The sequence below is a fragment of the Curtobacterium sp. NPDC090217 genome (genome assembly GCF_044746705.1).
In the GTDB taxonomy this organism is placed as follows: domain Bacteria; phylum Actinomycetota; class Actinomycetes; order Actinomycetales; family Microbacteriaceae; genus Curtobacterium.
The window spans coordinates 311435-334175 of record NZ_JBIVCR010000002.1 but is presented as its reverse complement, the minus strand read 5'-3'; the positions used below and the strand labels follow the sequence as shown (position 1 = coordinate 334175).

20 protein-coding genes are annotated in these 22741 nt (G+C 72.2%); 9 read left to right on the top strand and 11 right to left on the bottom strand.

Going from position 1 to position 22741, the window contains the following annotated elements; genetic code table 11:
- Positions 1 to 193: 193 nt before the first annotated feature.
- A complete protein-coding gene (locus ACIPJ2_RS09260; protein WP_402728572.1) occupies positions 194 to 2851 on the bottom strand; it encodes a phosphoenolpyruvate carboxylase in 2658 nt (885 codons plus the stop codon).
- 284 nt (positions 2852 to 3135) lie between these two features.
- Here ACIPJ2_RS09260 and ACIPJ2_RS09255 point away from each other — a divergent pair, with 284 nt between their 5' ends.
- A complete protein-coding gene (locus ACIPJ2_RS09255; protein ID WP_402728979.1) occupies positions 3136 to 4740 on the top strand; it encodes a BCCT family transporter in 1605 nt (534 codons plus the stop codon).
- Between the two features lie 124 nt (positions 4741 to 4864).
- On the opposite strand, the gene ACIPJ2_RS09250 is transcribed toward ACIPJ2_RS09255, so the two are convergent.
- Together ACIPJ2_RS09250 and ACIPJ2_RS09245 are read right to left on the bottom strand one after the other, a co-directional pair.
- On the bottom strand, positions 4865 to 5170 hold the full coding sequence (locus tag ACIPJ2_RS09250) for a DUF2470 domain-containing protein (RefSeq protein WP_402728571.1): 306 nt from the start codon (positions 5168 to 5170) through the stop codon (positions 4865 to 4867).
- The gene (locus tag ACIPJ2_RS09245) at positions 5167 to 5832 is read right to left on the bottom strand and encodes a heme oxygenase (biliverdin-producing) (protein WP_402728570.1); all 666 of its coding nucleotides are present in this window, start codon (positions 5830 to 5832) and stop codon (positions 5167 to 5169) included. The genes ACIPJ2_RS09250 and ACIPJ2_RS09245 overlap by 4 nt, the downstream gene beginning before the upstream one ends.
- A gap of 89 nt (positions 5833 to 5921) precedes the next feature.
- Here ACIPJ2_RS09245 and ACIPJ2_RS09240 point away from each other — a divergent pair, with 89 nt between their 5' ends.
- Genes ACIPJ2_RS09240 through ACIPJ2_RS09230 form a run of 3 tightly spaced genes read left to right on the top strand, consistent with a single transcriptional unit; the run spans position 5922 to position 8841 of the window.
- Positions 5922 to 6761, top strand: coding sequence for a siderophore-interacting protein (locus ACIPJ2_RS09240; RefSeq protein WP_402728569.1), 840 nt, complete (start codon positions 5922 to 5924; stop codon positions 6759 to 6761).
- 53 nt (positions 6762 to 6814) lie between these two features.
- The gene (locus ACIPJ2_RS09235; RefSeq protein WP_402728568.1) at positions 6815 to 8221 is read left to right on the top strand and encodes an MFS transporter; all 1407 of its coding nucleotides are present in this window, start codon (positions 6815 to 6817) and stop codon (positions 8219 to 8221) included.
- A gap of 59 nt (positions 8222 to 8280) precedes the next feature.
- Complete coding sequence (locus tag ACIPJ2_RS09230; RefSeq protein WP_402728567.1) at positions 8281 to 8841, top strand: GIY-YIG nuclease family protein; 561 nt, start codon at positions 8281 to 8283, stop codon at positions 8839 to 8841.
- A 124-nt stretch (positions 8842 to 8965) separates the two neighbouring features.
- Here ACIPJ2_RS09230 and ACIPJ2_RS09225 read toward each other — a convergent pair whose 3' ends face one another.
- The gene (locus ACIPJ2_RS09225) at positions 8966 to 9973 is read right to left on the bottom strand and encodes a hypothetical protein (protein ID WP_402728566.1); all 1008 of its coding nucleotides are present in this window, start codon (positions 9971 to 9973) and stop codon (positions 8966 to 8968) included.
- A gap of 113 nt (positions 9974 to 10086) precedes the next feature.
- On the opposite strand from ACIPJ2_RS09225, the gene ACIPJ2_RS09220 reads away from it, so the two are divergent.
- Together ACIPJ2_RS09220 and ACIPJ2_RS09215 are read left to right on the top strand one after the other, a co-directional pair.
- Positions 10087 to 10377 carry a metal-sensitive transcriptional regulator gene (locus ACIPJ2_RS09220; protein WP_281264352.1) on the top strand — a complete coding sequence of 97 codons (291 nt, stop codon included), beginning with the start codon at positions 10087 to 10089 and terminating at the stop codon, positions 10375 to 10377.
- 51 nt (positions 10378 to 10428) lie between these two features.
- Entirely contained in the window at positions 10429 to 11397 is a 969-nt protein-coding gene (locus ACIPJ2_RS09215) for an acetylxylan esterase (RefSeq protein WP_402728565.1), read from the top strand.
- Here ACIPJ2_RS09215 and ACIPJ2_RS09210 read toward each other — a convergent pair.
- Positions 11390 to 11638, bottom strand: a complete 249-nt coding sequence (locus tag ACIPJ2_RS09210; protein WP_281264351.1) for a DUF4287 domain-containing protein — start codon at positions 11636 to 11638, stop codon at positions 11390 to 11392. The genes ACIPJ2_RS09215 and ACIPJ2_RS09210 overlap by 8 nt on opposite strands.
- A gap of 143 nt (positions 11639 to 11781) precedes the next feature.
- Between ACIPJ2_RS09210 and ACIPJ2_RS09205 the strand changes: the two genes are divergently transcribed.
- Genes ACIPJ2_RS09205 through ACIPJ2_RS09195 form a run of 3 tightly spaced genes read left to right on the top strand, consistent with a single transcriptional unit; the run spans position 11782 to position 15192 of the window.
- The gene (locus ACIPJ2_RS09205; RefSeq protein WP_402728564.1) at positions 11782 to 13368 is read left to right on the top strand and encodes a GNAT family N-acetyltransferase; all 1587 of its coding nucleotides are present in this window, start codon (positions 11782 to 11784) and stop codon (positions 13366 to 13368) included.
- Positions 13365 to 14129, top strand: a complete 765-nt coding sequence (locus tag ACIPJ2_RS09200; protein ID WP_402728563.1) for an amino acid ABC transporter ATP-binding protein — start codon at positions 13365 to 13367, stop codon at positions 14127 to 14129. Before ACIPJ2_RS09205 ends, ACIPJ2_RS09200 begins: the two co-directional genes overlap by 4 nt.
- Positions 14130 to 14172: 43 nt before the next feature.
- A complete protein-coding gene (locus ACIPJ2_RS09195; RefSeq protein ID WP_402728562.1) occupies positions 14173 to 15192 on the top strand; it encodes an ABC transporter substrate-binding protein in 1020 nt (339 codons plus the stop codon).
- A 987-nt stretch (positions 15193 to 16179) separates the two neighbouring features.
- Here the strand turns inward: ACIPJ2_RS09195 and ACIPJ2_RS09190 are convergent.
- The 6 genes from ACIPJ2_RS09190 to ACIPJ2_RS09165 all read right to left on the bottom strand — a co-directional run bounded on the left by ACIPJ2_RS09190 (position 16180) and on the right by ACIPJ2_RS09165 (position 22654).
- A complete protein-coding gene (locus ACIPJ2_RS09190; RefSeq protein WP_402728561.1) occupies positions 16180 to 17322 on the bottom strand; it encodes an LLM class flavin-dependent oxidoreductase in 1143 nt (380 codons plus the stop codon).
- Complete coding sequence (locus ACIPJ2_RS09185) at positions 17319 to 18680, bottom strand: NtaA/DmoA family FMN-dependent monooxygenase (protein ID WP_402728560.1); 1362 nt, start codon at positions 18678 to 18680, stop codon at positions 17319 to 17321. Before ACIPJ2_RS09185 ends, ACIPJ2_RS09190 begins: the two co-directional genes overlap by 4 nt.
- The gene (locus ACIPJ2_RS09180) at positions 18677 to 19888 is read right to left on the bottom strand and encodes an LLM class flavin-dependent oxidoreductase (RefSeq protein ID WP_402728559.1); all 1212 of its coding nucleotides are present in this window, start codon (positions 19886 to 19888) and stop codon (positions 18677 to 18679) included. The genes ACIPJ2_RS09185 and ACIPJ2_RS09180 overlap by 4 nt, the downstream gene beginning before the upstream one ends.
- Before the next feature lie 13 nt (positions 19889 to 19901).
- Positions 19902 to 20255 (bottom strand): carboxymuconolactone decarboxylase family protein, encoded by a 354-nt coding sequence (locus ACIPJ2_RS09175; protein WP_402728558.1) that lies wholly within the window; start codon positions 20253 to 20255, stop codon positions 19902 to 19904.
- 396 nt (positions 20256 to 20651) lie between these two features.
- Positions 20652 to 21926: an NtaA/DmoA family FMN-dependent monooxygenase gene (locus ACIPJ2_RS09170; RefSeq protein WP_402728557.1), complete on the bottom strand. Its 1275-nt coding sequence runs from the start codon at positions 21924 to 21926 to the stop codon at positions 20652 to 20654.
- Entirely contained in the window at positions 21923 to 22654 is a 732-nt protein-coding gene (locus ACIPJ2_RS09165; RefSeq protein WP_402728556.1) for an LLM class flavin-dependent oxidoreductase, read from the bottom strand. Before ACIPJ2_RS09165 ends, ACIPJ2_RS09170 begins: the two co-directional genes overlap by 4 nt.
- Between the last annotated feature and the right edge of the window lie 87 nt (positions 22655 to 22741).

The window sequence follows — 22741 nt, the reverse complement described above, 5'->3', positions numbered from 1 at the left end:
GTTCGCCGAGTGGTCGCGGGACGTCGGGTGTCTTTCGGCCGGACGACCATCCGTGGCCGGTCGGCGTCGGGCTGGCGGGGTGTCGCGACCACTCGAGGAGGGTCACCGGCCGGTGACGGGTCGCGCCACGCGATCGACGGGAGGCGCGGTGCCAGCCAGCACCGCGCCTCCCGTCCGCCGGTGCGTTCGGGGGTCAGCCCGTGTTCTGCAGGCCGGCGGCGATCCCGTTGACCGTCAGGAGCAGCAGCCGGTGGTCGGCGTCGGCCGGATCGGTGCTGCCGGTGCTGCGGATCGCACGCAGCGCGCGGAGCTGCAGGTGCGACAGGGCGTCGACGTACGGGCTGCGGAGTCGCACGGCGCGGGCGAGCACCGGACGGTCCTCGAGCACGTCGGCACCGCCGGAGACCCGGAGCACCCACTCCCGCGTGCGGAGCATCTCGTCGAGCACCTTCGCCGCGAGGTCGTCGCGGTCGGCCAGCTCGAGGTATCGGCGGGCGATGTGCTCGTCCGTCTTCGCGAGCGACATCTCGACGTTCTTGATCATCGCGCCGAAGAGCGGCCACTCGGCGTAGGCGGTGCGGAGGAGTTCCTCGTCGCCCACAGCCTGGAGCGCGGAACCGAGGCCGTACCAGCCGGCGAGGTTGATCCGGGCCTGCGTCCACGAGAAGACCCACGGGATGGCGCGGAGGTCCTCGAGCGACTCGACCGACAGTCCACGGCGCGCCGGACGGGATCCGAGCGGCAGCAGCCCGATCTCCTCCATCGGGGTCACCGTGGCGAACCACGGCGCGAACCCGTCGGCCTTCACGAGGTCGTAGAAGGCGTCGCGGGAGACGTCGTCGAGCTGCTGGGCGAGGTCGGCGAACCGATCGGCAGCGGCCTCGGTGAGCGCCTCGTTCGACGGCGACGACGCGAACAGCGTCGCGGAGGCCATCTGCTCGAGGTGCCGGGCGGCGATGTCCTGGTCGCCGTACTGGGCGAAGATGACCTCACCCTGTTCGGTGAGCTTCAGCCGACCGTCGATGGACCCTGGTGGCTGAGCGAGCACGGCCTCGTTCGCGGGACCGCCACCGCGGCCGAGCGACCCGCCGCGTCCGTGGAACAAGGTGAGCTCGACGTCGTTCCGCCTGGCCCACTCGGCGATCTTCGCCTGCGCGTCGTAGAGCGCCAGGTTCGCCGACACGGGGCCGACGTCCTTCGAGGAGTCCGAGTACCCGAGCATGACCTCGAGCTTGCGACCGGTCGCGGCGAGGCGTCGCTGGAACGCCTCGGTCCGGACGGCCTCGTCGAGGATGCCGACGCTCGCGTGCAGGTCGGCGAACGTCTCGAACAGCGGGATGACGTCGAGCACCGGCGCCGCCTCGGCGGACCCGAGCGCGGCGGCGGCGAGTTCGTGGACGTTCGCCAGGTCCTCCGCCGACTGCGTGAACGACACGATGTACCGGTTGGAAGCGCGCACGCCGTACCGACGCTGCAGGTCCGCGATGGTCCGGAAGACGGCGAGGACCTCTTCGGTCGTCTCGCTGAGCTCGCCACCTGCACGGATCTCGGCGAGGGCGTTCCGGTGCACCTGCGAGTGCTGCCGGACCTCGAGCTCGGCGAGGTGGAACCCGAAGGTCTCGACCTGCCAGATGAGGTTCTGCAGCTCGCCGTACGCGGGACGCGCCGCGCCGGCCGCGACGAGCGATGCCTGGATGGTGCGGAGGTCCGCGAGGAACGCCTCTGGTCCGTCGTACGCGAGCGCGGCGTCGCCACGACGGGTCGCGTCGATCCGAGCGGCGGTGAAGAGCAGCGCACGGCGGTGCGTCTCGTTCGGCGCGCGGATCCCGATGCGCTCGGCGATGCCGGGGTCGAGGGTCTCCTGCGCCGCCACGAGCGCGGTCAGTCCGGCGTCCGCCGGGGTCTCGCTGCTGTCGAGGGTCAGGGTGCTGCCGATGCGGGTCGCCGCGCGCATCAGGCCGAGCAGGATGTGCTCCGCCGCGATCTCGGCCGCCTGCCGGGTCACGTCGGCCGTGACGTGCGGATTGCCGTCGCGGTCGCCGCCGATCCACGTGCCGAACCGGACGAACGCCGGGGCCTTGGCCGGAGCGCTGCCAGCGGCGTCACCCTGGAGCCGGTCGTCGAGCAGGCGGTAGACCTGCGGGACGATCTCGAACAGCGTCTGGTCGAACACGCTCATCGCCGTGCGGACCTCGTCGAGCGGGGTCGGCCGGGTGGTGCGGAGCGGGGACGTGCGGAGGAGGTTCGTGATCTCCTCGAGCAGCCGCCGTTCGTTCTCCACGAGCGCCGTCGAGTTCTTCGCCCGGTCGCGCTCGTCGATGAGGTCCGTGATGCGGCGGACGGCCGTGGTCACCGCGCGACGGCGGGCCTCCGTCGGGTGCGCGGTCAGGACCGGGTGGAAGCGGAGCGCGTCGAGTCGCGTGGCCGCCTGCTCGGCGCCGACCTCGTCGACGAGCTGGGCGTACGTCGCCGGGAACGAGTCCCCGGCGACACCGCCGTCGTCCCCGCGCAGCCGGAGCACGCGCACACGGTGGTGCTCCTCGGCCAGGTTCGTCAGGTGGAAGTAGGTGGTGAAGGCACGTGCGACCTCTTCGGCGCGTTCCGCCGAGAGTCCGGACACGACCGCCTCGGCACGCGCCGCGCCGTCCGCGTCGGCGCCCTCGTACGCCTCGATCACCGCGGCACGCAAGGCCTCGACGTCGCGCAGCAGGTCGTCGCCGCCGCTCTCGCGCAGCACGCGCCCGAGCAGCTTGCCGAGGTAGCGGACATCCGAACGCAGGTCGCTGTCGACCGCTCCGCTCACATCGTCGCGCGCGCTCCCGAAGCGCGTCGATCCGTCGATCGCCGTCATCTCGTCCTTTCGGGTCGGCCCGGTATACCGCTTCCGGGTCCAGAGCAGCGTATCGGCAGCCGGGCTCCGGTGACGACGACCGTCCGGACGGGCGGCGTGGATTCGCATCGCGTCCGGACGCACGTCGGGGTCCGTTCGTAGAATCCGGGGGTGTGAGCGACACTGCGGAACCGGCCGAGGGCGCCGAAGCGGCCATCGACGAGACGGGGGCCGCCCAGGTGGCGCACGACGAGCCTCCTGTCCTGGAGGGCGACGACGGACGGGAGCCGCCCGTCAAGCGCTGGGTGTTCTGGCCGGCAGCCGGCCTGGTGCTGGCGTTCGTCGTCGTCGCACTCATCGCGCCGAAGCAGACCGAGGCCGTCTTCGCCACGGTGCAGGACGCGATCGTCCGCGACTTCGGCTGGTACTACGTCATCGTCGCCGCAGGGTTCGTCCTGTTCGCGATCTGGATCGGGTTCAGCCGGTTCGGCGACATCGTGCTGGGCAAGGACGACGAGCAGCCCGAGTTCTCCACGATGTCCTGGCTCGCGCTGCTGTTCGCCGCCGGGATGGGCATCGGTCTCGTCTTCTACGGCGTCGCCGAGCCGCTCAGCCACTACGCCTCCCCGAGGCCAGGCGTCACCGGCAGCGACGAGCAGCTCGCCCAGCGCGCGATGTCCCAGACGTTCCTGCACTGGGGGTTGCACGCGTGGGCGATCTACGTCGTCGTCGGGCTCGCGCTCGCCTACGCGATCCACCGCCGCGGTCGCCCGGTGTCCATCCGCTGGGCGCTCGAGCCGCTCCTCGGCAAGCGGGTCACGGGCGGCTGGGGCAACCTCATCGACGTGGTCGCCCTCGTCGGGACGCTGTTCGGCGTCGCGACGTCCCTCGGCCTCGGTGTCCTGCAGATCGGTGCAGGACTCGACTACACGGACATCGCGGCGAACACCCGCGGCCTGCAGATCGGGCTGATCGTCGTCGTCACGCTGATCGCCATCGGGTCGCTCTTGAGCGGCGTCGGCAAGGGCATGAAGATCCTGTCGAACATCAACCTGCTGCTCGCTGCGGCGCTGCTCCTCGTCGTGCTCGTCTTCGGGCCGACCCAGTTCCTGCTCGGCGAGTTCGTGCAGTCGATCGGGCAGTACCTGCAGGGCTTCGTCGGGCTCGCGTTCGACACGAGTGCCTTCGCGGGCAGGGCCGGGCAGGAGTGGCAGGGCGCTTGGACGACGTTCTACTGGGGCTGGTGGATGTCGTGGGCCCCGTTCGTGGGGATCTTCATCGCCCGCATCTCCCGCGGTCGGACCGTGCGACAGTTCGTCCTCGGCGTGCTCTTCGTCCCGACCCTGCTGACCTTCCTCTGGTTCTCGATCATGGGCGGGAGCGCGCTGTGGGACCAGCTCAACGGGAACGGGGACCTCCTCGGCGCCGGCGGGACCGTGAACGTCGAGCAGGTGCTCTTCCAGATGCTCGGGGACCTGCCGGCCGGGTCGGTGCTCGTCATCGGCGCGATCGTCCTGATCGGGGTGTTCTTCGTGACCTCTGCGGACTCGGGGGCACTCGTGATGGGCATGATCGCGACCGGCGGGCAGATCGAGCCGAAGAACTGGATCCGGGTGTTCTTCGCCGGGGTCACGGCGCTCGTCGCCGTCGCGCTGCTGCTCGCCGGCGGGTTGAACGCGCTGAAGACGGCCGCGATCACCACGGCACTGCCGTTCAGCGTCGTGATGGTGCTGATGTGCTGGTCGACCGTCGTCGCGTTCACCCGGGAGCGTCGGGCGTACCTGCGCGCGGAGCGCCGGGCGATGATGGTCGACTTCGCGGACTTCTACCAGCAGGAGGTCGAGGACCCGTCCGAGCGCGCACCCCGGACCGGCCCGATCCAGAAGCTGGCGCGGCGCATCCGGCGGTAGGCGCCGCGCACTCGTCGAGACACGTTCCGGTCCGCGAGACGCCGCGGATTCCGACGGCGTCGCAGCGGGACAGCGGCGTCTCAGCGGGACAGCGGCGGGACAGCGGCGGCGGGAGCCCTGGCGGCTAGCTCGGCTCGGAGAGCTGCGCCTGCGCGGCGGTGTGCACCTCGACGATCTGCACACGGGCGGATCGTCGATCGGTGAGCGGCGTCGTCCACGGCACGATGACCTGTTCCACGTCGCCGCCGTCGAGCTGGGCGATCCACACCCCGGCGATCGCGTCGATCTCGGTCATCGTGGCGGCGACGGCGGTGGCGGCGCCGTTCGCCCGGACGATCACCAGGTTGTCGCCGGCGTGGTCGCCGTTCATGTGGTGCAGGATCGCCGCTCGGGCATCGTCGTCGAAGGGCTCGGAGGCGCCGGCGCTCACGCGGTCACCGCCACGTCCGAGCGACGACCGGCATCGAGCTCCGCGAGGAGTCCGTTGTTCAGCTCGTACGCGAGCTCGACCTCGGCGATCACCCGCTCGCGCTCGTCGTCGTCCCACGGCGCGGCGTCGAGCTGGCCGCGGTAGGTGTCCTTGAACGCGGCGGGGTCGGCGACCTGGTCGAAGATGTAGAACAGCACGCCGTTCGTGTCGAACCCGAACTGCTCGGAGAGCATCCGGCCGATCATCTGCCCGCCGGACAGGTCGCCGAGGTACCGCGTGTAGTGGTGCGCGACGAACCCACCCGGCCACTGGGCGGCGACCTCGTTGAGCCGTCGCACGTAGGCGGTCGTCGCCGGCAGCGGACAGACCAGCTCGGACCAGTCCGAGCCGATGAGGTACTCGAGGTCCGATCGGATCGCGGGCATCCGGGTCAGCTGCGCGGTGACGAACGGACTCGCGACGGGGTGGTCGGCCATGCGCGCGGCGGCACGTTCGAGAGCGTCGTAGACGAACGAGTACTGTCCGAGCAGCGCGGCGTAGTCGGCGACGTCGCACTTCCCGCCGAGCAGGTCGTCCATGAAACCGTTCCCCGCCGAGGAGCCGTGCGAGCGACGGGTACGCTTCCGCAGCAGCTCAGAGAACGGGATGACGGGACTGTCCATGAGGTAAGGCTAACCTTACTGAGCCGGACGTCAAGCACTCCGTCGGACTTCCAGGCGATTGCGATCCCCCGAGAGGAAGCTCCACCACGATGAGCAAACCGAACCGCCCCCAGCACGTCTTCGTCGTCGAGCGCACCGAGCGCCTCTCGCCGCACATGGTCCGGGTCCACCTCGGCGGCCCCGCGTTCGAGGACTTCGTCCACGCGGCCGACCCCGAACGCCTCGAGACCACGGACAAGTACGTGAAGCTCCTGCTCGCGAAGCCATCGCTCGGGCTGCAGCCGCCGTACGACCTCGAGGCACTGCGCGAGACCCTCCCGAAGCAGGACCGTCCGGCACGCCGCACGTACACGGTCCGGGCGATCGACCACGATGCCCGCACGATCGCGATCGACTTCGTGGTGCACGGTGACGAGGGACTCGCCGGTCCGTGGGCGGCCGCGGCGGAACCGGGCGACACGCTCGCACTGTCCGGCCCGGGCGGCGGATACGCACCGAGCACCGATCCGGCCGTCGCGCACGTGCTGCTCGGTGACGACAGCGCACTGCCCGCGATCGCGTCGGCACTGGAGGCGATGGACGACTCCGCGACCGGTGTCGCCCTGGTCGAGATCGCCGGCCCCGACGACGAGCAGGACATCCCGCACCCTGCGGGGATCGCGCTCCGCTGGCTGTACCGCGACGCCGCCGGCGCCGAGCCGGGCACGCTCCTGCTGGAGGAGGCCAGGAAGCTGCCACGAGCCTCCCGTCCGGTCCAGGTCTTCGCGCACGGCGAGCGGACCGCGATGAAGGCGATCCGTCGACTCCTGCAGGACGAGTGGGAACTCGAGAAGTCGGACATGTCCCTGTCGGCGTACTGGGCGCTGGGTCGCGCGGAGGACCGCTTCCAGGAGGAGAAGCGCGAGCCGATCGGCGTGATCTTCGACTGATCCTGTTGTACAGCATGGTTGTACAACTGCGCTGAGGAGCGTACGGTGGCGGCATGTCCGCCAGCACTGCCGCGCGCACCGACCGGTTCGACCGGCGGCTGCTCGCACCGATGATGCTCGGGTCGATCCTCAACCCGATCAACTCCTCGATCATCGCCGTCGCCCTCGTGCCCATCGCGTCGGCGTTCGGCGCTCCCCCGTCGCAGACGGCGTGGCTCGTGTCGGCGCTCTACCTCGCGACGAGCATCGGGCAGCCGCTCGTCGGACGGCTCGTGGACACCTTCGGGCCGCGACGGCTGTTCCTGATCGGAGCCGCACTCACCGGCATCGCGGGCGTGCTGGGTGTGTTCGCGCCGAACCTCGGGGTCCTCATCGCCGCACGGGTCGTGCTCGGGTTCGGCACCTGCGCCGGCTACCCGGCGTCGATGTACCTGATCCGCTCGGAGGCGGACCGCACCGGGATCGCCTCCCCCGCCGGTGTGCTCACGGCGCTGTCCGTCGCCACCCAGACCATCGCGGTCATCGGGCCGACACTCGGCGGGCTCCTCATCGGGCTCGGTGGGTGGCGTGCGACGTTCGCGGTGAACATCCCGCTCGCGGTCGCGTGCCTGGTGCTCGGGGCGCTGGTCCTGCCGCGCACGGCGCCCGCGACCCCTGGTGCCGGCCGGCTCCGGATCGACCTGCTCGGCATCGTGCTGTTCGCCGGCACGCTCGTCTCGCTCCTGCTCTTCCTCATGTCGATCGGTGTCGAGACGCTCTGGCTGCTCGGGCTCGCCGTGCTGTTCGGCGCCGCCTTCGCGTGGCGCTCCCTGCGCGCGCCCGACCCGTTCATCGACGTGCGGGTCTTCGCCGGCAACGTGCCGTTGCTCGTCACCTACGCCCGCGGCGTGCTGGCGGCCACGGTGTCGTACTGCTTCCTCTACGGGTTCACGCAGTGGCTCGAAGGCGGTCGCGGTCTCTCACCGTCGCAGGCGGGGCTCGTCCTGCTGCCGACGTTCGCGACGGGGATCCTGGTCGCGACGCTCACCGGCCGACGTCCGGAGATCCGCGGCAAGCTCGTGGTCGGTGCGGCGGCCCAGGTGGTCGGGTGCGTCGTCGTCCTGTTCGCGGGGTCCGCCTCGCCGATCGCGCTGCTGCTCGTCGTCGCGATCGTGCTCGGCATCCCGCAGGGGCTCGTGAACCTGGCCGTGCAGAACACGCTCTACCACCAAGCGGACCCCGCGCGCGTGGGTGCCTCCGCAGGGCTCCTCCGGACGTTCATGTACCTCGGCGCGATGATCGCGTCGTCGGCCAGCGGGGCGTTCTTCCACCACGGGACGACGGACGCGGGACTCCACGACCTGGCGTGGTTCATGGCGGGGACGGCGGCACTGTTCCTCGTCATCACCCTGGTGGACCGGTCGCTCGCGCGGGTGGACCGCGCGGCACAGGGGTCGTCCGAGCCGGCCGCGGCGTCCTGACGGCGGTCCCCCGACGGGAGGCAGTGGGAGCGTCGGACGTCGCCGGTAGCGTTCGGCGCATGGTCCAGTCCTGCTGCGTCCCGGGCTGCGCGGGCCCGATCGCGTCCGGCGCGCCGGTGCCGCTGTGCGAGTCGCACGTGGGGCTCGTGGCCGACTTCGCCGCTTCCGCCCGTGGGACCGAGGACCGCCTGCCCGGCCCGTGTCTCGTCTGCGGATCGCGGCTCGGCGTGCGGTGGCCGTCGGGATCGGTGTGCGCCGTGTGCGAGTGGCCGTACGGGGACGTGCCCGACGGCGACCTCGCTCCCCCGCGGGTCGACGTCGTGTACTACCTGCGGCAGCGGGACGACGTCGGCGACCGGATCAAGATCGGCACGACGGCGAACCCGCGGCAGCGGCTGGGGCGGATCAGCCACCAGGACCTGATGGCGTTCGAGCGGGGCGACCGGGTGCTCGAACGGCGTCGGCACGGGCAGTTCGCAGCGACGCGGTACCCGGGGACGGAGTGGTTCCGCACCACGCCGGCGTTGCTGGCGCACGTCGAGGTCGTCGCCGCCGGCGTGCCGGATCCGTGGGCGGCGCACGCGCGGTGGACGAGCGAGGCCCTGGCGCTCCGCGGGTGAGGGGTGCGGCGGGCGTGGCCTGCCCGGCCGTTCGCGCCCCCGCGTGGAAATCGCGCCCGGTCACGGCGGGGCGCGATGTCCACGCGGGGGCGCGATGTCGGCGGCCCCGGGCGGCCGCGGGCGATCAGCGCGCGTAGGCGTCGACGAAGAGCGCGCCGCGGACGTCACGGAGCGTGTCGACCAGGCTCGCGATGGTCCTGCCGGAGATCCCCGACACCTGCAGGTCGTGGGGGCCGAGTGCAGGCAGCCGACCGGTCCGGATCCGGATCACTTCCCACCCGACACCGCGGATCGCCCGGTCCTTGCGGCGGTCGGACGCTTCGCGGGGCCCCACGTGCTCGAGGCCGTGCCGTCCGGTGGAGTCGTACTCGATCGCGACGCGGAGCTCGGGCAGGATGATGTCCGGCCACGCCTCGACGTGGTCGTGGAACGGGCGGTCGAGGCGGATCGCGTTGCGGTCGAACGTGAAGTCGAAGCGGTCGGACAGCGCCTGGCGGAGTTCGGCTTCCACCGCGGAGGCCGTCGCGGGCGCACACACGCTGACGAAGGCGTCGCCGGAGGGCAGTCGCGGGGTCTTCTGGCAGATGCGACGAGGAGCCGCCGAGCGAGAGGGAGCCGCCGAGCGAGAGCCGGACGACCGGACCGCACCGGGCCGACGGACACGCTCGGACGCCACCGCGCCGGTCGGCATGCCCGACGACGTCCCGGGAGCGCCGATCCCACGGCCGGGCGCGGCCGGCAGGGTCTGGCGACCGGTCAGCGGCACCGCACGTTGGGGTGCGGGAACGGCTTCGGGCCACTCGTCGGGCAGGGTCGGCCAGCGTTGCGGCTTCGCCATCAGCGCGCACTCGGGGCACCAGACGGAACGACGACGCTCTCGCCCGGGCCGCCCGCGCTGTTCCGCCGGGGTCGCGACGAACACGTGGCCGACGTCGCACTCCCAGGTCAGGAGCACGTCGGCCGCCGGTGGGATCTGGGTGAGGACGATGCCGGCGTTCCACTCCGGGTGGTACTGCCGGACGAGCACCGGGTAGGACGCCCAGGCGGCACGGAACTCGCCGACGGCGTACGGCATCGGCACACCGCGCGACCACTGCCGGCGGCGCCACCACGCGTCGACGGGTTCCACCACGACGGTCACGGTAGGGCGCACCACCGACAGTCGACCGCGAGCGGACCGGCAGTCGTGGGGCGGCCCCGGCCGCATGACATACCCTGGTGGGGTACCACTCGACAGGAGGCGCCATGACCGAGCACCACCACGGTTACATCTCGTCCAAGGACGCGTACCTGAAGCGTCTCCGGCGCATCGAGGGCCAGGCTCGCGGGCTGCAGCGCATGGTCGAGGACGAGCAGTACTGCATCGACATCCTCACCCAGGTGTCTGCGATGACGAAGGCCCTGCAGTCGGTCGCACTGGGCCTCGTCGAGGACCACCTCAGCCACTGCGTCGCCGATGCGATGGCGGACGGCGGCGACCCCGAGGCGAAGATCAAGGAAGCGTCCGAGGCGATCGCACGACTCGTCCGCTCCTAGCCAGACCCCGCTCCTAGCCAGACCCGGCGCCGCCGTGCCAGGGTCGGTGTCGTGTACACGGACATGACCGGGCCCGAGCTCCTCGCCTACCGCGGGAGCGTCGTCGAGCCCGATGACTTCGACCACTTCTGGACCACCACCCTCGCCGACGCCCGGCAGCACCCGATCGACGTCGCCGTCGACCGGGTCGCGACGGGCCTCACGACGCTCGACACCTACGACGTGAGCTTCGCCGGCTGGGCCGGGCAGCGGATCCACGCCTGGCTGACCGTCCCCGCCGGCACGAGCCCGGACGCGCCGCTCCCCGCGGTGGTCGAGTACATCGGTTACGGCGGCGGGCGGGGCCTCGCGACCCAGCAGCTGCTGTGGGCGTCCGCCGGGTACGCGCACCTGCTCATGGACACCCGCGGGCAGGGGTCCGGCTGGTCCGTCGGCGACACCCCGGACCCGGACGGCTCCGGCCCGGCGGTCCCCGGGGTCATGACGCGCGGCATCGAGTCGCCGGAGACCTACTACTACCGTCGACTCACGACCGATGCCGTCCGTGCCGTCGACGCCGCGCGGGCGATCGACCTCGTCGACCCCGCCCGCATCGCCGTGCTCGGCGTCAGCCAGGGCGGCGGCATGGCGATCGCGGTGTCCGGTCTGGTCGAGGGACTCGCCGGGGTGTTCCCCCGCGTGCCGTTCCTCTGCGACTTCCCGCGGGGCACGACGATCACCGACGCGTACCCCTACCGCGAGATCGCGCAGTACCTCACGGTGCACCGCACGAAGCGTGACCAGGTGTTCGGCACGCTGGCGTACTTCGACGGGGTCCTGCACGCCGCCCGCGCGACGGCTCCGGCCTGGTACTCGACCGCGCTGATGGACCCGACATGCCCGCCCTCGACCGTCTACGCCGCGTACAACGCGCACGCGGGCCCGAAGGAGATGACGGTGTGGGAGTTCAACGGCCACGAGGGCGGCGGCGCGCACGAGGACGTCGAGACGCTCCCACGGCTGCGGTCCGTCCTCAGCTGAGGGCGTTCTTCACGTACCCGACGAGGGCGTTCGCGTGACCGTGCCCGAGTCCGTGCTCGGACTTCAACCACGCGACGACCTCCATGTGCCGGTCGGTGTCGAGCCGGTCGGCCACGAGGTCGAGCCACTCCTGGACGGGGCGGCCGTAGGTCTTCTCGATGCTCGGGAAGTACGACGCCGGTCCCTTGGGCTTGCTGCCGTCGGCCGGTGGCTCCGGTGCGGTGACGCGATGGGCGCTCATGGGCTCACCATAGCGAGCCGCGCACACCGCTGACGCGTCACGGAAGGTCATCCACCACGCCGACGTGACGTTGGGTTCCGTTCCGTGCCGCTGTGTTGCGCAGGGCGTTGTCGGGCGGCACGGACCCCTCGTACGGTCACGCCATGACCGACACGGCACACGCGACGGGGCACCGGCACGGCGCCCTCGCGTTCCGCACCGTCCGCCCCGACGATCCGGCAGCGGCACCGATGCTCGCGGACCTCGAACGCGAGTACGACGCCCGCTACGGCGACCACTTCGGTGAACCCGCCTCCACCGAGATCAACCGGTACCCCGTCGAGCACTTCACCGCGCCGCTCGGCACGTTCGTGCTGCTGTACGAGGACGAGCAGCTGGTGGCCGGCGGCGCGTTCAAGCCGTACGACGCCGACACGATCGAGCTGAAGCGGATCTGGACGGCTCCCGAGGCGCGCGGCCGTGGCCTCGCCGGGGTCGTCGTCGAGGAGCTCGAGGCCGAGGCCGGACGACGTGGGTTCGGGCGCGTGTACCTGACGACCGGGCCACGCCAGCCCGAGGCGGTCCGGCTCTACACGCGGCTCGGCTACACCCCGCTGTACGACGTGACCAAGTCGTCGGAGGAGGTGGGGATCCACCCGTTCGAGAAGACCATCAGGACCGACGCGGCGGAGCCGACCCGAGCCTCCCGGCCGACCGGAACCGACACCACGAACCGAACCGACGCGAAGACGGCGACCGACGCGACGGCAGCCGCCGGACGCGCCGCCCTCGACCGCCCCGTCATCCCGCTCCGCCACCCGCTGCGGTGGATCGCTGCGGCGGTCGTGCTCGTGCTGCTCGCGAACCTCGTCGAGACGCTCTTCACGAACCCGTCCTGGGAGTGGCCGCGGGTCGGGAAGTGGCTGTTCAGCCCGGCGATCCTGACCGGCCTGCAGCTCACGCTCGTCGCGACGGCGCTCAGCGCCGTGATCAGCTTCGCCGGCGGCATCGTCGTCGCGATCGCCCGCCTGTCGCGCAACCCGGTGCTGTCGAGCCTGGCGTGGGGGTACGTCTGGCTGTTCCGGTCCGTGCCGCTGATCCTGGTGCTCGTCTTCCTCTACAACCTCGGCAACCTGTACCCGACGATCGGGATCGGCGTGCCGTTCGGCCCGCACGTCGAGGTGCCGACCGCGAACGTGCTCGGTGACCTCGCGATCGGCGTGATCGGGCTGAGCCTCAGCGAGATCGCCTACGCGTCGGAGATCGTCCGCGCCGGGGTCCTCGCCGTGGACCACGGGCAGCACGAGGCCGCGCAGGCACTCGGGCTCCCCCGGCACCGGCAGTTCCTCCGCATCGTGCTGCCGCAGGCGATGCGCTCGATCGTCCCCGCGTTCGTGAACCAGATCGTCGGGCTGCTCAAGGCGAGCTCGCTGCTGTTCTACGTGTCGCTCCTCGACCTGTTCGGGGTCGTCCAGAACCTGTCGAGCACCTACCCGACGGACATCATCCCGCTGCTCGTCGTCGCGACGCTCTGGTACCTCGCGCTGACCAGTGCCGTCTCCATCGTCCAGTACTACGTCGAGCGGTGGACGTCCCGCGGTTCGGTGCGCACGCTGCCGCCGACGCCGTTGCAGCGGGTCCGCGCCGCCTGGCGGCGGATCCGGACAGGAGGCTCGGCTCCGGTCCGGTCGTCGGCGCCCGCTGGCCGTCCGGTCACCGCAGACAACAACGACGGAAGGGTCATCTCGTGAGCGCGACGATCAGCATCCGCGGGGCCGTCAAGGCCTTCGGTGACAACCGGGTCGTCGACGGGATCGACCTCGACCTGGCGGCCGGGAGCGTGACCGCCGTCCTCGGGCCGTCCGGGTCGGGCAAGTCCACGCTGCTCCGGGCGATCAACCACCTCGAGCCGCTGGACCGCGGCGTCGTCACGATCGGCGACGAGACGATCGGCGTGCGGCTGGTGCCGGGGAGCGGTCGCTACAAGGAGCTGCCAGAGCGAGCGATCCTCCGGCAGCGCGCCCGGATCGGGTTCGTGTTCCAGCACTTCAACCTGTTCCCGCACCTGACCGCGCTCGAGAACGTCATCGAGGGGCTCGTCGCCTCCGGTGTCCGTGTCGCGCCCGCCCGGGTCCGCGGCATCGCCCTGCTCGAGCAGGTCGGACTGGGCGACCGCGTCGACGCCCGTCCGAGGCAGCTCTCGGGCGGCCAACAGCAGCGCGTCGCGATCGCCCGTGCCCTGGCCCTCGAACCAGAGGTGCTGCTGCTCGACGAGCCCACCTCGGCGCTCGACCCCGAGCTCGTCGGCGAGGTGCTCGGCGTCATCCGGTCCCTCGCCGCGTCCGGCACGACCCTCGTGATCGTCACCCACGAGGTCGCCTTCGCCCGCGAGGTCGCCGACCACGTCGTGTTCCTCGACCACGGCCGGATCGTCGAGCAGGGTCCGCCGTCGCAGGTCCTCGACGCGCCCCGCCACGACCGGACCCGCGCGTTCCTCAGCCGCCTGCGCTGACCCCGACTCCCCACCCCCCACAGCACCCGACCCCAGGAGAACCATGGCCATCACCACCCTGTCCCGCTGGCGCAGCACCGGCGCCCTCGTCATCGCCGCAGGCGCCGTCGTCGCCCTGGCCGGCTGCGCCGCGGGAGCGAACGCCGGCACCGGCTCCGGCTCCTCCGCCAACGGCACGGTCACCGTCGGCGCCGCCTCGAACGGCGCAGCGAAGGAGACGACGCTCACCGTCGCCGAGGACGAAAAGCTCCACGACGCGCTGCCGTCCGACGTCAAGAAGTCGGGTGAGCTCGTCATCGGCATCGGGGCACTGCCCTCCGGGTTCCCGCCGCTGGCCTACACCGGCGACGACCAGAAGACGCTCACGGGTGCCGAGCCCGACCTCGGTCGGCTCGTCGCCGCGAAGCTCGGGCTCGACGCGCAGGTGAAGAACTCGACGTGGGACAACCTGTTCGTCGGCATCGACAGCGGCTCGGTCGACGTCGGGTTCTCGAACGTGACGGACACCGAGCAGCGCAAGGAGAAGTACGACTTCGCCTCGTACCGCGAGGACAACCTGGCCTTCCAGGTCCTGAAGTCGAGCGACTGGACGTTCGACGGCGACCCCTCGGTGCTCGCGGGCAAGACCGTCGCCGTCGGGTCCGGTACGAACCAGGAGAAGATCCTGCTCGAGTGGAAGGACCAGCTCGAGGCCGCCGGCAAGACCCTGACGGTCAAGTACTACCCGGACACGAACTCGACGAAGCTCGCGCTCGACTCCGGCAAGATCGACGCGTCCTTCGGCCCGAACCCGAGCATCGCCTACCAGAACACGCAGAGCGCGGGCAGCGCGAACCCGACCAAGACCGCGGGGACGTACTCCGGTGCGGGTGGGTCGTTGCAGGGGCTCATCGCCGCGACGACGAAGAAGGACAACGGACTCGTGGAGCCGGTCCAGAAGGCGATCAACGAGCTCATCGAGGACGGCACGTACGCCAAGTGGCTGCAGGCGTACAACCTGTCGAACGAGGCCGTGCAGCAGTCCGAGATCAACCCGCCGGGGCTGCCGCTCGACAACAGCTGAGCCGGGTCGGTCGGCTCGCCGTGTCGGTCGGCTCGCCGGGTCGGTCGGCTCGCCGAGCCGGTCGGCTCGCCGGGCCGACTCAGAACGACACCCTCGACGTCGTACGACGTCGAGGGTGTCGTTCATTGCGGACGCAACACTTGCACGCGCGGCACAGCGACAGGGTCGCTGTCGTACGACAGCGACCCTGTCGCTCCTTGCGGACGCAACCATCGGCGGCGGACTCGGCACGCATCGGACGGGAGGCTCGTGGCCAGGCCGCCACGAGCCTCCCGTCCGGCGTGTGGCCGGCCCCGGATCCGCGCGACGAGTGCGCAGGGGCGGTGCGCGATCCAGCCGGGCCCGCCAGCGGACGGGACGAGTGCGCACGAAAGGCGGTTCCCGGGTCGGGTGCGACGCCACGTCCGCGCACTCGACGCCGGACGGGAGGCTCGGGTCCGGCCGGCCGAGCGCGCAGAAGGTGCGATCCGAGACGCGGACCAGCCACCACTTCCGCGCACTCGACGCCGGACGGGAGGCTCGTGACCGGACCGTCACGAGCCTCCCGTCCTGCATGTGGCCGGGCCGGGCATCATGCGACGAGTGCGCACAAAGGCCGATTCCCGGGGCGGGTACGACACCGCGTCCGCGCACTCGGCCGGGCGGTCGGCCGGTCGGCCGGTCGGCCGACGGCCGAGTGCGCAGAAGGTGCGATCCGAGACGCGGACCAGCCACCACTTCCGCGCACTCGACGCCGGACGGGAGGCTCGGGTCCGGCCAGCCCTGAGCCTCCCGTCCGGCATGTGGAGGGCCGGCCCTCATGCGACGAGTGCGCACAAAGGCCGCTTCCCAGGTCGGGTGCGACGCCACGTCCGCGCACTCGGCCGGGAGGTCGGTCGGCCGACGGCCGAGTGCGCAGAAGATGCGATCCGAGACGCGGACCAGCCACCACTTCCGCGCACTCGATGCAGCCGACGCCCGGCGCCGAGCGCGCCGAGCGCGGCGCGCTCAGCGCGCGGCGACCGCCTCGGGGGCGGACTCGTGCGCTGCCCACGCCTCGGCGAGGAGCTCGTACGAGCGCACGCGGTCGGCGTGCTCGTGCGTGATCGTCGTGACGAGCAGCTCGTCCGCTCCCGTCACCCGGCGGAGCGTCTCGAGCCGCGAGACCACCTCCGACGGCGCGCCGACGAACCGGGTCGCCAGCCGGTCACCGACCGAGGAGGCGACCTCGGCGTCGAGCACCGCCCCGTCGGCCGGCGACGGGTACGCGATCGCTCCGACGCCCGAGCGGATCGAGTGCACCCACGCCGCGTAGCCCGAGCCGAGGCGCGCGGCCTCGGCGTCGGTGTCCGCGACGACGACATCAGCCGACACGACGACGTGCGGCGCCGGCAGGACCCCCGGCCGGAACGCCGAACGGTAGGCCTCCACCGACGCCAGGACCGTGCCCGGCGACGTGTGGTAGTTCGCGCCGTAGGGCAACCCGAGCGCGCCGGCGATCCGCGCGCTCTCCCCACCGGTCGACCCGTGCACCCAGAGCTCGACGTCGGCGCCGGCAGCGGGCGTGGCGTCGACGACCGACCCGCCGTCCGCGCCACCGGGCTCGTAGGTGCCCGCGAGGAAGGCCCTGAGGAGCGACACCTCACCCTCGAACGCGTCGACGTCGCCGGGGACCCGCCCGAGCAACGTCCCCTGGAGGGCGAACCGGCTGTTCGGCGCGATCCGGAAGTCGAACGGCGCGGGGACGAGCAGCCCGTCCACGACCTCGTCGGACCGCGGGGCGAGCGACGGCGGCTTCGGGGCCCCTGGTGCCGGAGCACCCGACCGGCCGAGCCCGAGGTCGAAGCGCGGGCCGTACAGCCCCGTGAGCGTGCCGAACGTCTCGGCGATCTGCAACGCGCGCTGGTTCCCGACGAGGGTGGCGGCGCTGCCGACGCGGATCGTGGACGTCGCCGCGGCGATCGCCCCGATCACGACGTTCGGCGCGCTGCCGGCGACCCCGGGGTTGAGGTGGTGCTCCGCGAGCCAGTACCTGGCGTACCCGGCATGTTCGGCGCGCTGGGCGAGGTCGAGGGTGTTGCGGAGCGCCTCGGCGGGGGTCGAACCGGCGCCGACCGGGACGAGGTCGAGGACGGCGAGGGGAGTGGTCACGCGAGGACCTCCCGCCCCGTCCGGATGCCGGGCAGTCCGAGGGTCTCGCGCAGGGTGGCACCGTCCTCGTACGACGAGCGGTACACGCCACGCTCCTGCAGCAGCGGGACCACGCGGTCGACGAAGTCGTCGAGCCCGTAGGGGTTCGTGTGCGGCACGACGACGAACCCGTCGGTCGCGCGCTCCTGGACGTACCGGTCGATCTCCGCCGCGATGTGCGACGGCGTCCCGACGAACCCGCCGCGGGTCGAGACCTCGATCACGAGGTCCCGGATGGACAGTCGCTCGGCCTCGGCACGGTCCCGCCAACCCTGCACGAGCGCGGGGACGTCCCGGGTGTGGCGTGCGCGACCACGGGTGATCGCGGCGCCGTCGAGGTCCGGCTCGACGTCGGGCAGCGGGCCGTCGACGTCGTAGGAGGACAGGTCGCGGTTCCACACCTGCTCGAGGAACGCGATCGCCGTTGCCGGGCTGACCTGCGCCCGTCGGATCGCCCAGGCTCGTTCCTCGGCGTCCGCCGCGGTGTCGCCGAGCACGAAGGTCGCGCCGGGCAGGATGAGCAGCTCGTCCTCCGAGCGGCCGACGCGTTCGAGCCGAGCGGCGATGTCGCGGTAGAAGCCCTGCGCGTCGGCGAACTCGGTGTGCAGCGAGAAGATCACGTCGGCCCGGCTCGCGGCGAGGTCCCGGCCCTCGTCGGAGTCACCGGCCTGCACGACCACGGGGTGCCCCTGCGGGCTCCGCGGGACCGGGAAGGTACCGCTGACGTCGAACTGCGGGCCGTGGTGGTCGACGTCGCGGATCCGGGACCGGTCGGCGAACCGTCCGGCAGCGCGGTCCGCCACGACCGCGTCGGTGCGCCACGAGTCCCAGAGCTCGCGGGCGACGTCGACGAACTCCGCGGCCCGCGTGTACCGGTCAGCCGGGTCGAGGAAGCCGCCGCGACGGAAGTTCGCGCCGTGGAAGGCATCGGAGCTCGTGACGACGTTCCAGCCGGCGCGGCCCCCGGTCAGGTGGTCGAGGGTCGCGAGCTGCTTCGCCAGTTCGACGGGTTCGTTGAACGTGGTCTGCAGCGTGCCGACGAGCCCGATGTGGTCGGTCACCCCGGCCAGGGCGGCGAGGATCGCGAGCGTGTTCGGTCGACCGACGACGTCGAGGTCGTGGATGCGGCCCTTCTGCTCGCGGAGCCGGAGCCCCTCGGCGAGGAACAGGTAGTCGAAGAACCCGCGCTCGGCGTTCGTCGCGAAGTGCTCGAACGACGAGAAGGCGATCTGGCTCTCGGCCCGGTCGTCGCTCCACACGGTGGTGTTGTTGACGCCGGGGAAGTGCGCGGCGAGGTGGACCTGACGCTTCGTGGTCATGCGGAGACCCCTTCGGTGCTGAGCGTGCGGGACGTGCGGACCGTGCTGTGACGGCTGACGGCCGGGGCGATCCCGAGCCGGGTGCGCAGGTCGGCCGCCGGCCGGGAGGCGACGTCGGCCCGGAGTCCGGCCGTGACGAGCGCCGGGACGAGCTGCCGGGCGATCGCGGTGCTGTCCGTCGGGATGCGCAACGGGCGGAGCCGCACCCCGGCGTAGCCGAGTTCGCGCAGCCCGGCGATCCGCGAGACCAGGTCCGGGACCGTGGTCGCCAGCACCGACGTGTCCGAGACGTACGGGGTCCCGGCCAGGTCGTCGAGGGCGGCGAGTTCGTCGGCGGCGGCAGCCGACGACGAGCCGATGAGCACCGCGAGGTCCGCGAGGACCGGGCGCGGGGCGGTGGACCCGGCCACCTGTTCGAGGTGACGGACCTCGGCGAGCAGTTCCCGGTCCTCCCGTCCGTCGAAGCCGGGCGTGACCAGCACGACGTCCGCGACGTCCACGGCCAGTGCGGCCGCGTCGGACCGGTGGGCCAGCGAGAAGACCGGCGGCCGGCCCTGCGGTGACCGCGGGACGATCGACGCCCCGTGCACCGAGACGTGCTCCCCCACGAACTCCGCGTTGTGGATCCGGTCCCGGTCGATGAACCGCCCGGTCGTCACGTCGCGGATGATCGCGTCGTCGTCCCAGCTGTCCCAGAGGCGGTCGACGACCTCGGCCACCTCGCGCGCCTCGGCGAAGAGTTCCGCGACGGTGGCGTCGTCCGGCGTGGCCGGCAGGGTCCTGCGCCCGAAGAGTGCGGCCTCCCGCGCCGTCGGGCTCACCTGGAGCCGCCAGCCGGCACGTCCGAGCGACACGTGGTCGAGTGTCTGCAGGCTGGTCGCGACGTGGAACGGCTCGGTGTGCGTGACGCTCACGGTCGGTACCAGGCCGATCTGCCGGGTGGCGGGAGCGACCGCGGCGGCGATCAGCAGGGCGTCCAGGCGGCCGACGACGGTGGTCGTGTCCAGGTCGCCATCCCGCTCGGGTCCTGCGGTGAACGAGTCCTCGATGGTCACGGCGTCCACGCCGAGCCGGTCCTGCTCGACGACGATGTCGCGCCAGTGCCGGAGCGAGGTGAGCCGCTCCGCGTCGGAGTCGGCGGCACGCCAAGCGGCAGGATGCCACCCGGCACCCTGCAGCGCGGTGACGAGGGTGATGCGATCGGGCACGGTGGGCTCCGTCTCAGTGGGTGTGTGCGGGGGACGCTTCGGATCCGAACTTGAAGCCGAGGCGGCCGTGGGCGAAGCCGCCGCCGGCGCGGATCGCGGTCGCGACCCACGCGGCCTCGGCGAGTTCGGCCTCGGTCGCGCCGGCCTGCACGGCGCGCTGCGAGTGCGCGTCGATGCAGTAGACGCACTGCGTGGTGATGCCGACGGCGACGGCGATGAGCTCGCGGAACTTGAGCGGGATCGCCCGGTTCTCTGCCTGGAACACGGCACCGTCGAACTGCGCGAACGCGGCGAGGATGTCGGGCGTCTCACGCTTGTAGACGGCGGTGTAGGTCTTGTCGTGCTCGCGGTCGAGGAAGTCGGTCATGGCTGCGACGCTATGGCGGCTCGCGCCGATCAGCGACGGGTGTTGCAGTCCGTGACCGGGGATTTCGTCACGTGACGTCGGCCGGCGGGGCGCGCGTCACGTGGCGTCACGCGGCGGGGGCGGGCGCGGGGCGGGGCGGGGCGGGGCGGCGGGCCCGACTCGGAACGACAGCGCCGCTGTCGTACGACATCGGTCTTGTCGCTCCTGCGCGCCTGCAACAGTTGCACACGCGGCGAAGCGACAGGGTCGCTGTCGTACGACAGCGACCCTGTCGCCGGTTGCAGACGCAACGACAGGCGGACGGGAGGCACGGTGCGGGCCCGACCCGCGCCTCCAGTCCGGCGCAGGCGGACGGGAGGCACGGTGTGGGCCCGACCCGCGCCTCCCGTCCGGCGGTCACGCGGCGCGACGGCGCGCGGCCAGGCGGCCGCGCAAGGTCACGTCCTCGTACTCACGGTGGAACACGCCGCGGCGCTGCAGGATCGGCACGAGCTCGTCCACGACGGTCTCGAGCCCTCGGGGGAACTCGTCGATCATCAGGTTGACGCCGTCCGCGGCACCGGTGCGGTACCAGTCCTCGATCGTGTCCGCAGCCTGCTCCGGTGTGCCGACGACGATCCGCGCGCCGTACCCGCCGAAGCCCCGCAGGACGTCGCGGAGGCTCGTGTTGTTCGCGCGGACCCAGCGGACGACGGTCTCGTGGTAGCCGAGCGACGGGCCGTACGCGACGGGGTCGACCTCTCGGTCGAGGATCGACGACGAGATGGGGGCCGCCGGGTCGAGACCGCTGAGGTCGGCGTCGAGGTGCGTGCCGAGCGCCCGGAGTGCGTACCCGTCCGGCGCCAGGGACTCGAGGTGGTCGAAGCGGGCGTGGGCCTCGGCCTCGGTGCTGCCGAGGACGAGCGAGAGCCCGGGGACGACCGTGACGTCGGAGGACCGCCGGCCGTACGTCTCGGCGGCGCGCTTCACGGCGCGGAGGTGCTCCCGAGCCGGCTCCGGGGTGAGCTCGACGGCGAAGACGCCCTCGGCGACCCGGGCGGCGAGGTCGCGGCCGTGCGGCGATCCACCTGCTTGGAAGACGACCGGGTGCCCCTGCGCGGACGGTGGTGTCCGCAGCACACCGTCGTGCGTGAGGAACTCGCCGCGGTGGTGCACGGTCGCCCCGGTGGCGGCGGACGCCCACAACGCCTGGACGAGGTCGACGAACTCCCCCGCGCGGGCGTAGCGCTCCGGCCGGTCGGGGTTCCGTGCGACGCCGAAGTTCCCGGACACCGAGGGGTCGTACGTCGTCACCGCGTTCCAGCCGACCCGCCCGCCCGAGACGGTGTCGAGCGACAGGGTCCGCTCGGCGAGCTCCACCGGGTCGTTGTACGTCGTCGACGCGGTGCCGACGAGCCCCAGGTGCGTCGTCGCGCCGGCGATCACTCCGAGGGCGACGAACGGCTCGAGCAGCCCGTACGCCCGGACGTTCGGGTCGCTCCAGGCGGGGTGGTCGGCGAGGAAGACCATGTCGAGGAGGCCTCGTTCGGCGGTGCGCCCGAGGTCCTCCCAGAACGCCGCGGTGAGGAGGTCGGTGGCCGCGACGTCCTGGGTCCGCCACGCGGCCGGTCGCTGCCCGAAGCCCTGCAGGTTCACGCCGAGGACCAGGCCGGCGTCGGCGTCGCGGCTCATGGGGCGGTCGCCGAGCCGGGACGCGCAGCGTCGGCCTGCGGGACGTCGTTCGCCGACAGGACGTCGTTCGCCGGCAGGACGGGGGTCGCGGCGGAGAGGCGCAGGTCGGCGTCCGGCAGGTCCACGTCGTCCCAGACCGCGAGCACGGGTGAGCCACCGGGACGCGACGGCGTGGTCAACGGGCCACGCACGCGGTATCCGTCGGGGCCGCCGTCGTGGTCGAGCGGCCGGACGCGGTCGGTGTGCGCGAACACCCCGGTCGAGCGGTCCCCCACGATGCTTTCGAACGGCCACGTCGCCCAGAGACCGCGGACGACCCGTGCGAACTCGGCGGGGTCGTGCGAGCGTTCGTCGTCAGCAGCGGGGTCGTGCGCGCCGTGGTCGTGGGCACCGACGAGCAGCCCCACGCGACCGCCGAGCACGTGGTCGAGGGAGAGCACCCGACGGGCGACGTTGTACGGGTGGTCCCGTGTCGGGGCGACGGCGATCAGGAACCGGTGCGCCGGCAGCGCACGGCCGAGGGCGAGCGCCGCCGACGTCGGGTCGACCCGAGGTCCGTCGGCGTGTTCCTGGACGAAGCGGTCCGCACCGAGGACGACCGTGTCCGCGTCGGTGCGCCGGATCCGGTCGGCGAGTCCGGCGATGCCTCCGGGCTCGTGGACCGCGGTCGCGAGGTCGGGGTCTGGCACGCGGATCGGCGATGCGATGCGTGTGCTGGTGTCCGTCATCTGTCCTCCGGGAATCGGGAGCGGCCCGCCACCGTCGCCTCCCCAGCGCCGGGTGGCGGGCCGTTGCGGACGACCGTACGGGTCGCG

What these genes read in the sequence shown, in the direction of transcription:
- ACIPJ2_RS09220 (WP_281264352.1), top strand. Translation starts at nt 10,087, where the DNA reads ATGACCGAGCACCACCACGGTTACATCTCGTCCAAGGACGCGTACCTG.
- ACIPJ2_RS09195 (WP_402728562.1), top strand. Translation starts at nt 14,173, where the DNA reads ATGGCCATCACCACCCTGTCCCGCTGGCGCAGCACCGGCGCCCTCGTC.
- ACIPJ2_RS09175 (WP_402728558.1), bottom strand. Translation starts at nt 20,255, where the DNA reads ATGACCGACTTCCTCGACCGCGAGCACGACAAGACCTACACCGCCGTC.
- ACIPJ2_RS09205 (WP_402728564.1), top strand. Translation starts at nt 11,782, where the DNA reads ATGACCGACACGGCACACGCGACGGGGCACCGGCACGGCGCCCTCGCG.
- ACIPJ2_RS09235 (WP_402728568.1), top strand. Translation starts at nt 6,815, where the DNA reads ATGTCCGCCAGCACTGCCGCGCGCACCGACCGGTTCGACCGGCGGCTG.
- ACIPJ2_RS09170 (WP_402728557.1), bottom strand. Translation starts at nt 21,926, where the DNA reads ATGAGCCGCGACGCCGACGCCGGCCTGGTCCTCGGCGTGAACCTGCAG.
- ACIPJ2_RS09210 (WP_281264351.1), bottom strand. Translation starts at nt 11,638, where the DNA reads ATGAGCGCCCATCGCGTCACCGCACCGGAGCCACCGGCCGACGGCAGC.
- ACIPJ2_RS09185 (WP_402728560.1), bottom strand. Translation starts at nt 18,680, where the DNA reads ATGACCACGAAGCGTCAGGTCCACCTCGCCGCGCACTTCCCCGGCGTC.
- ACIPJ2_RS09165 (WP_402728556.1), bottom strand. Translation starts at nt 22,654, where the DNA reads ATGACGGACACCAGCACACGCATCGCATCGCCGATCCGCGTGCCAGAC.
- ACIPJ2_RS09245 (WP_402728570.1), bottom strand. Translation starts at nt 5,832, where the DNA reads ATGGACAGTCCCGTCATCCCGTTCTCTGAGCTGCTGCGGAAGCGTACC.
- ACIPJ2_RS09230 (WP_402728567.1), top strand. Translation starts at nt 8,281, where the DNA reads ATGGTCCAGTCCTGCTGCGTCCCGGGCTGCGCGGGCCCGATCGCGTCC.
- ACIPJ2_RS09240 (WP_402728569.1), top strand. Translation starts at nt 5,922, where the DNA reads ATGAGCAAACCGAACCGCCCCCAGCACGTCTTCGTCGTCGAGCGCACC.
- ACIPJ2_RS09260 (WP_402728572.1), bottom strand. Translation starts at nt 2,851, where the DNA reads ATGACGGCGATCGACGGATCGACGCGCTTCGGGAGCGCGCGCGACGAT.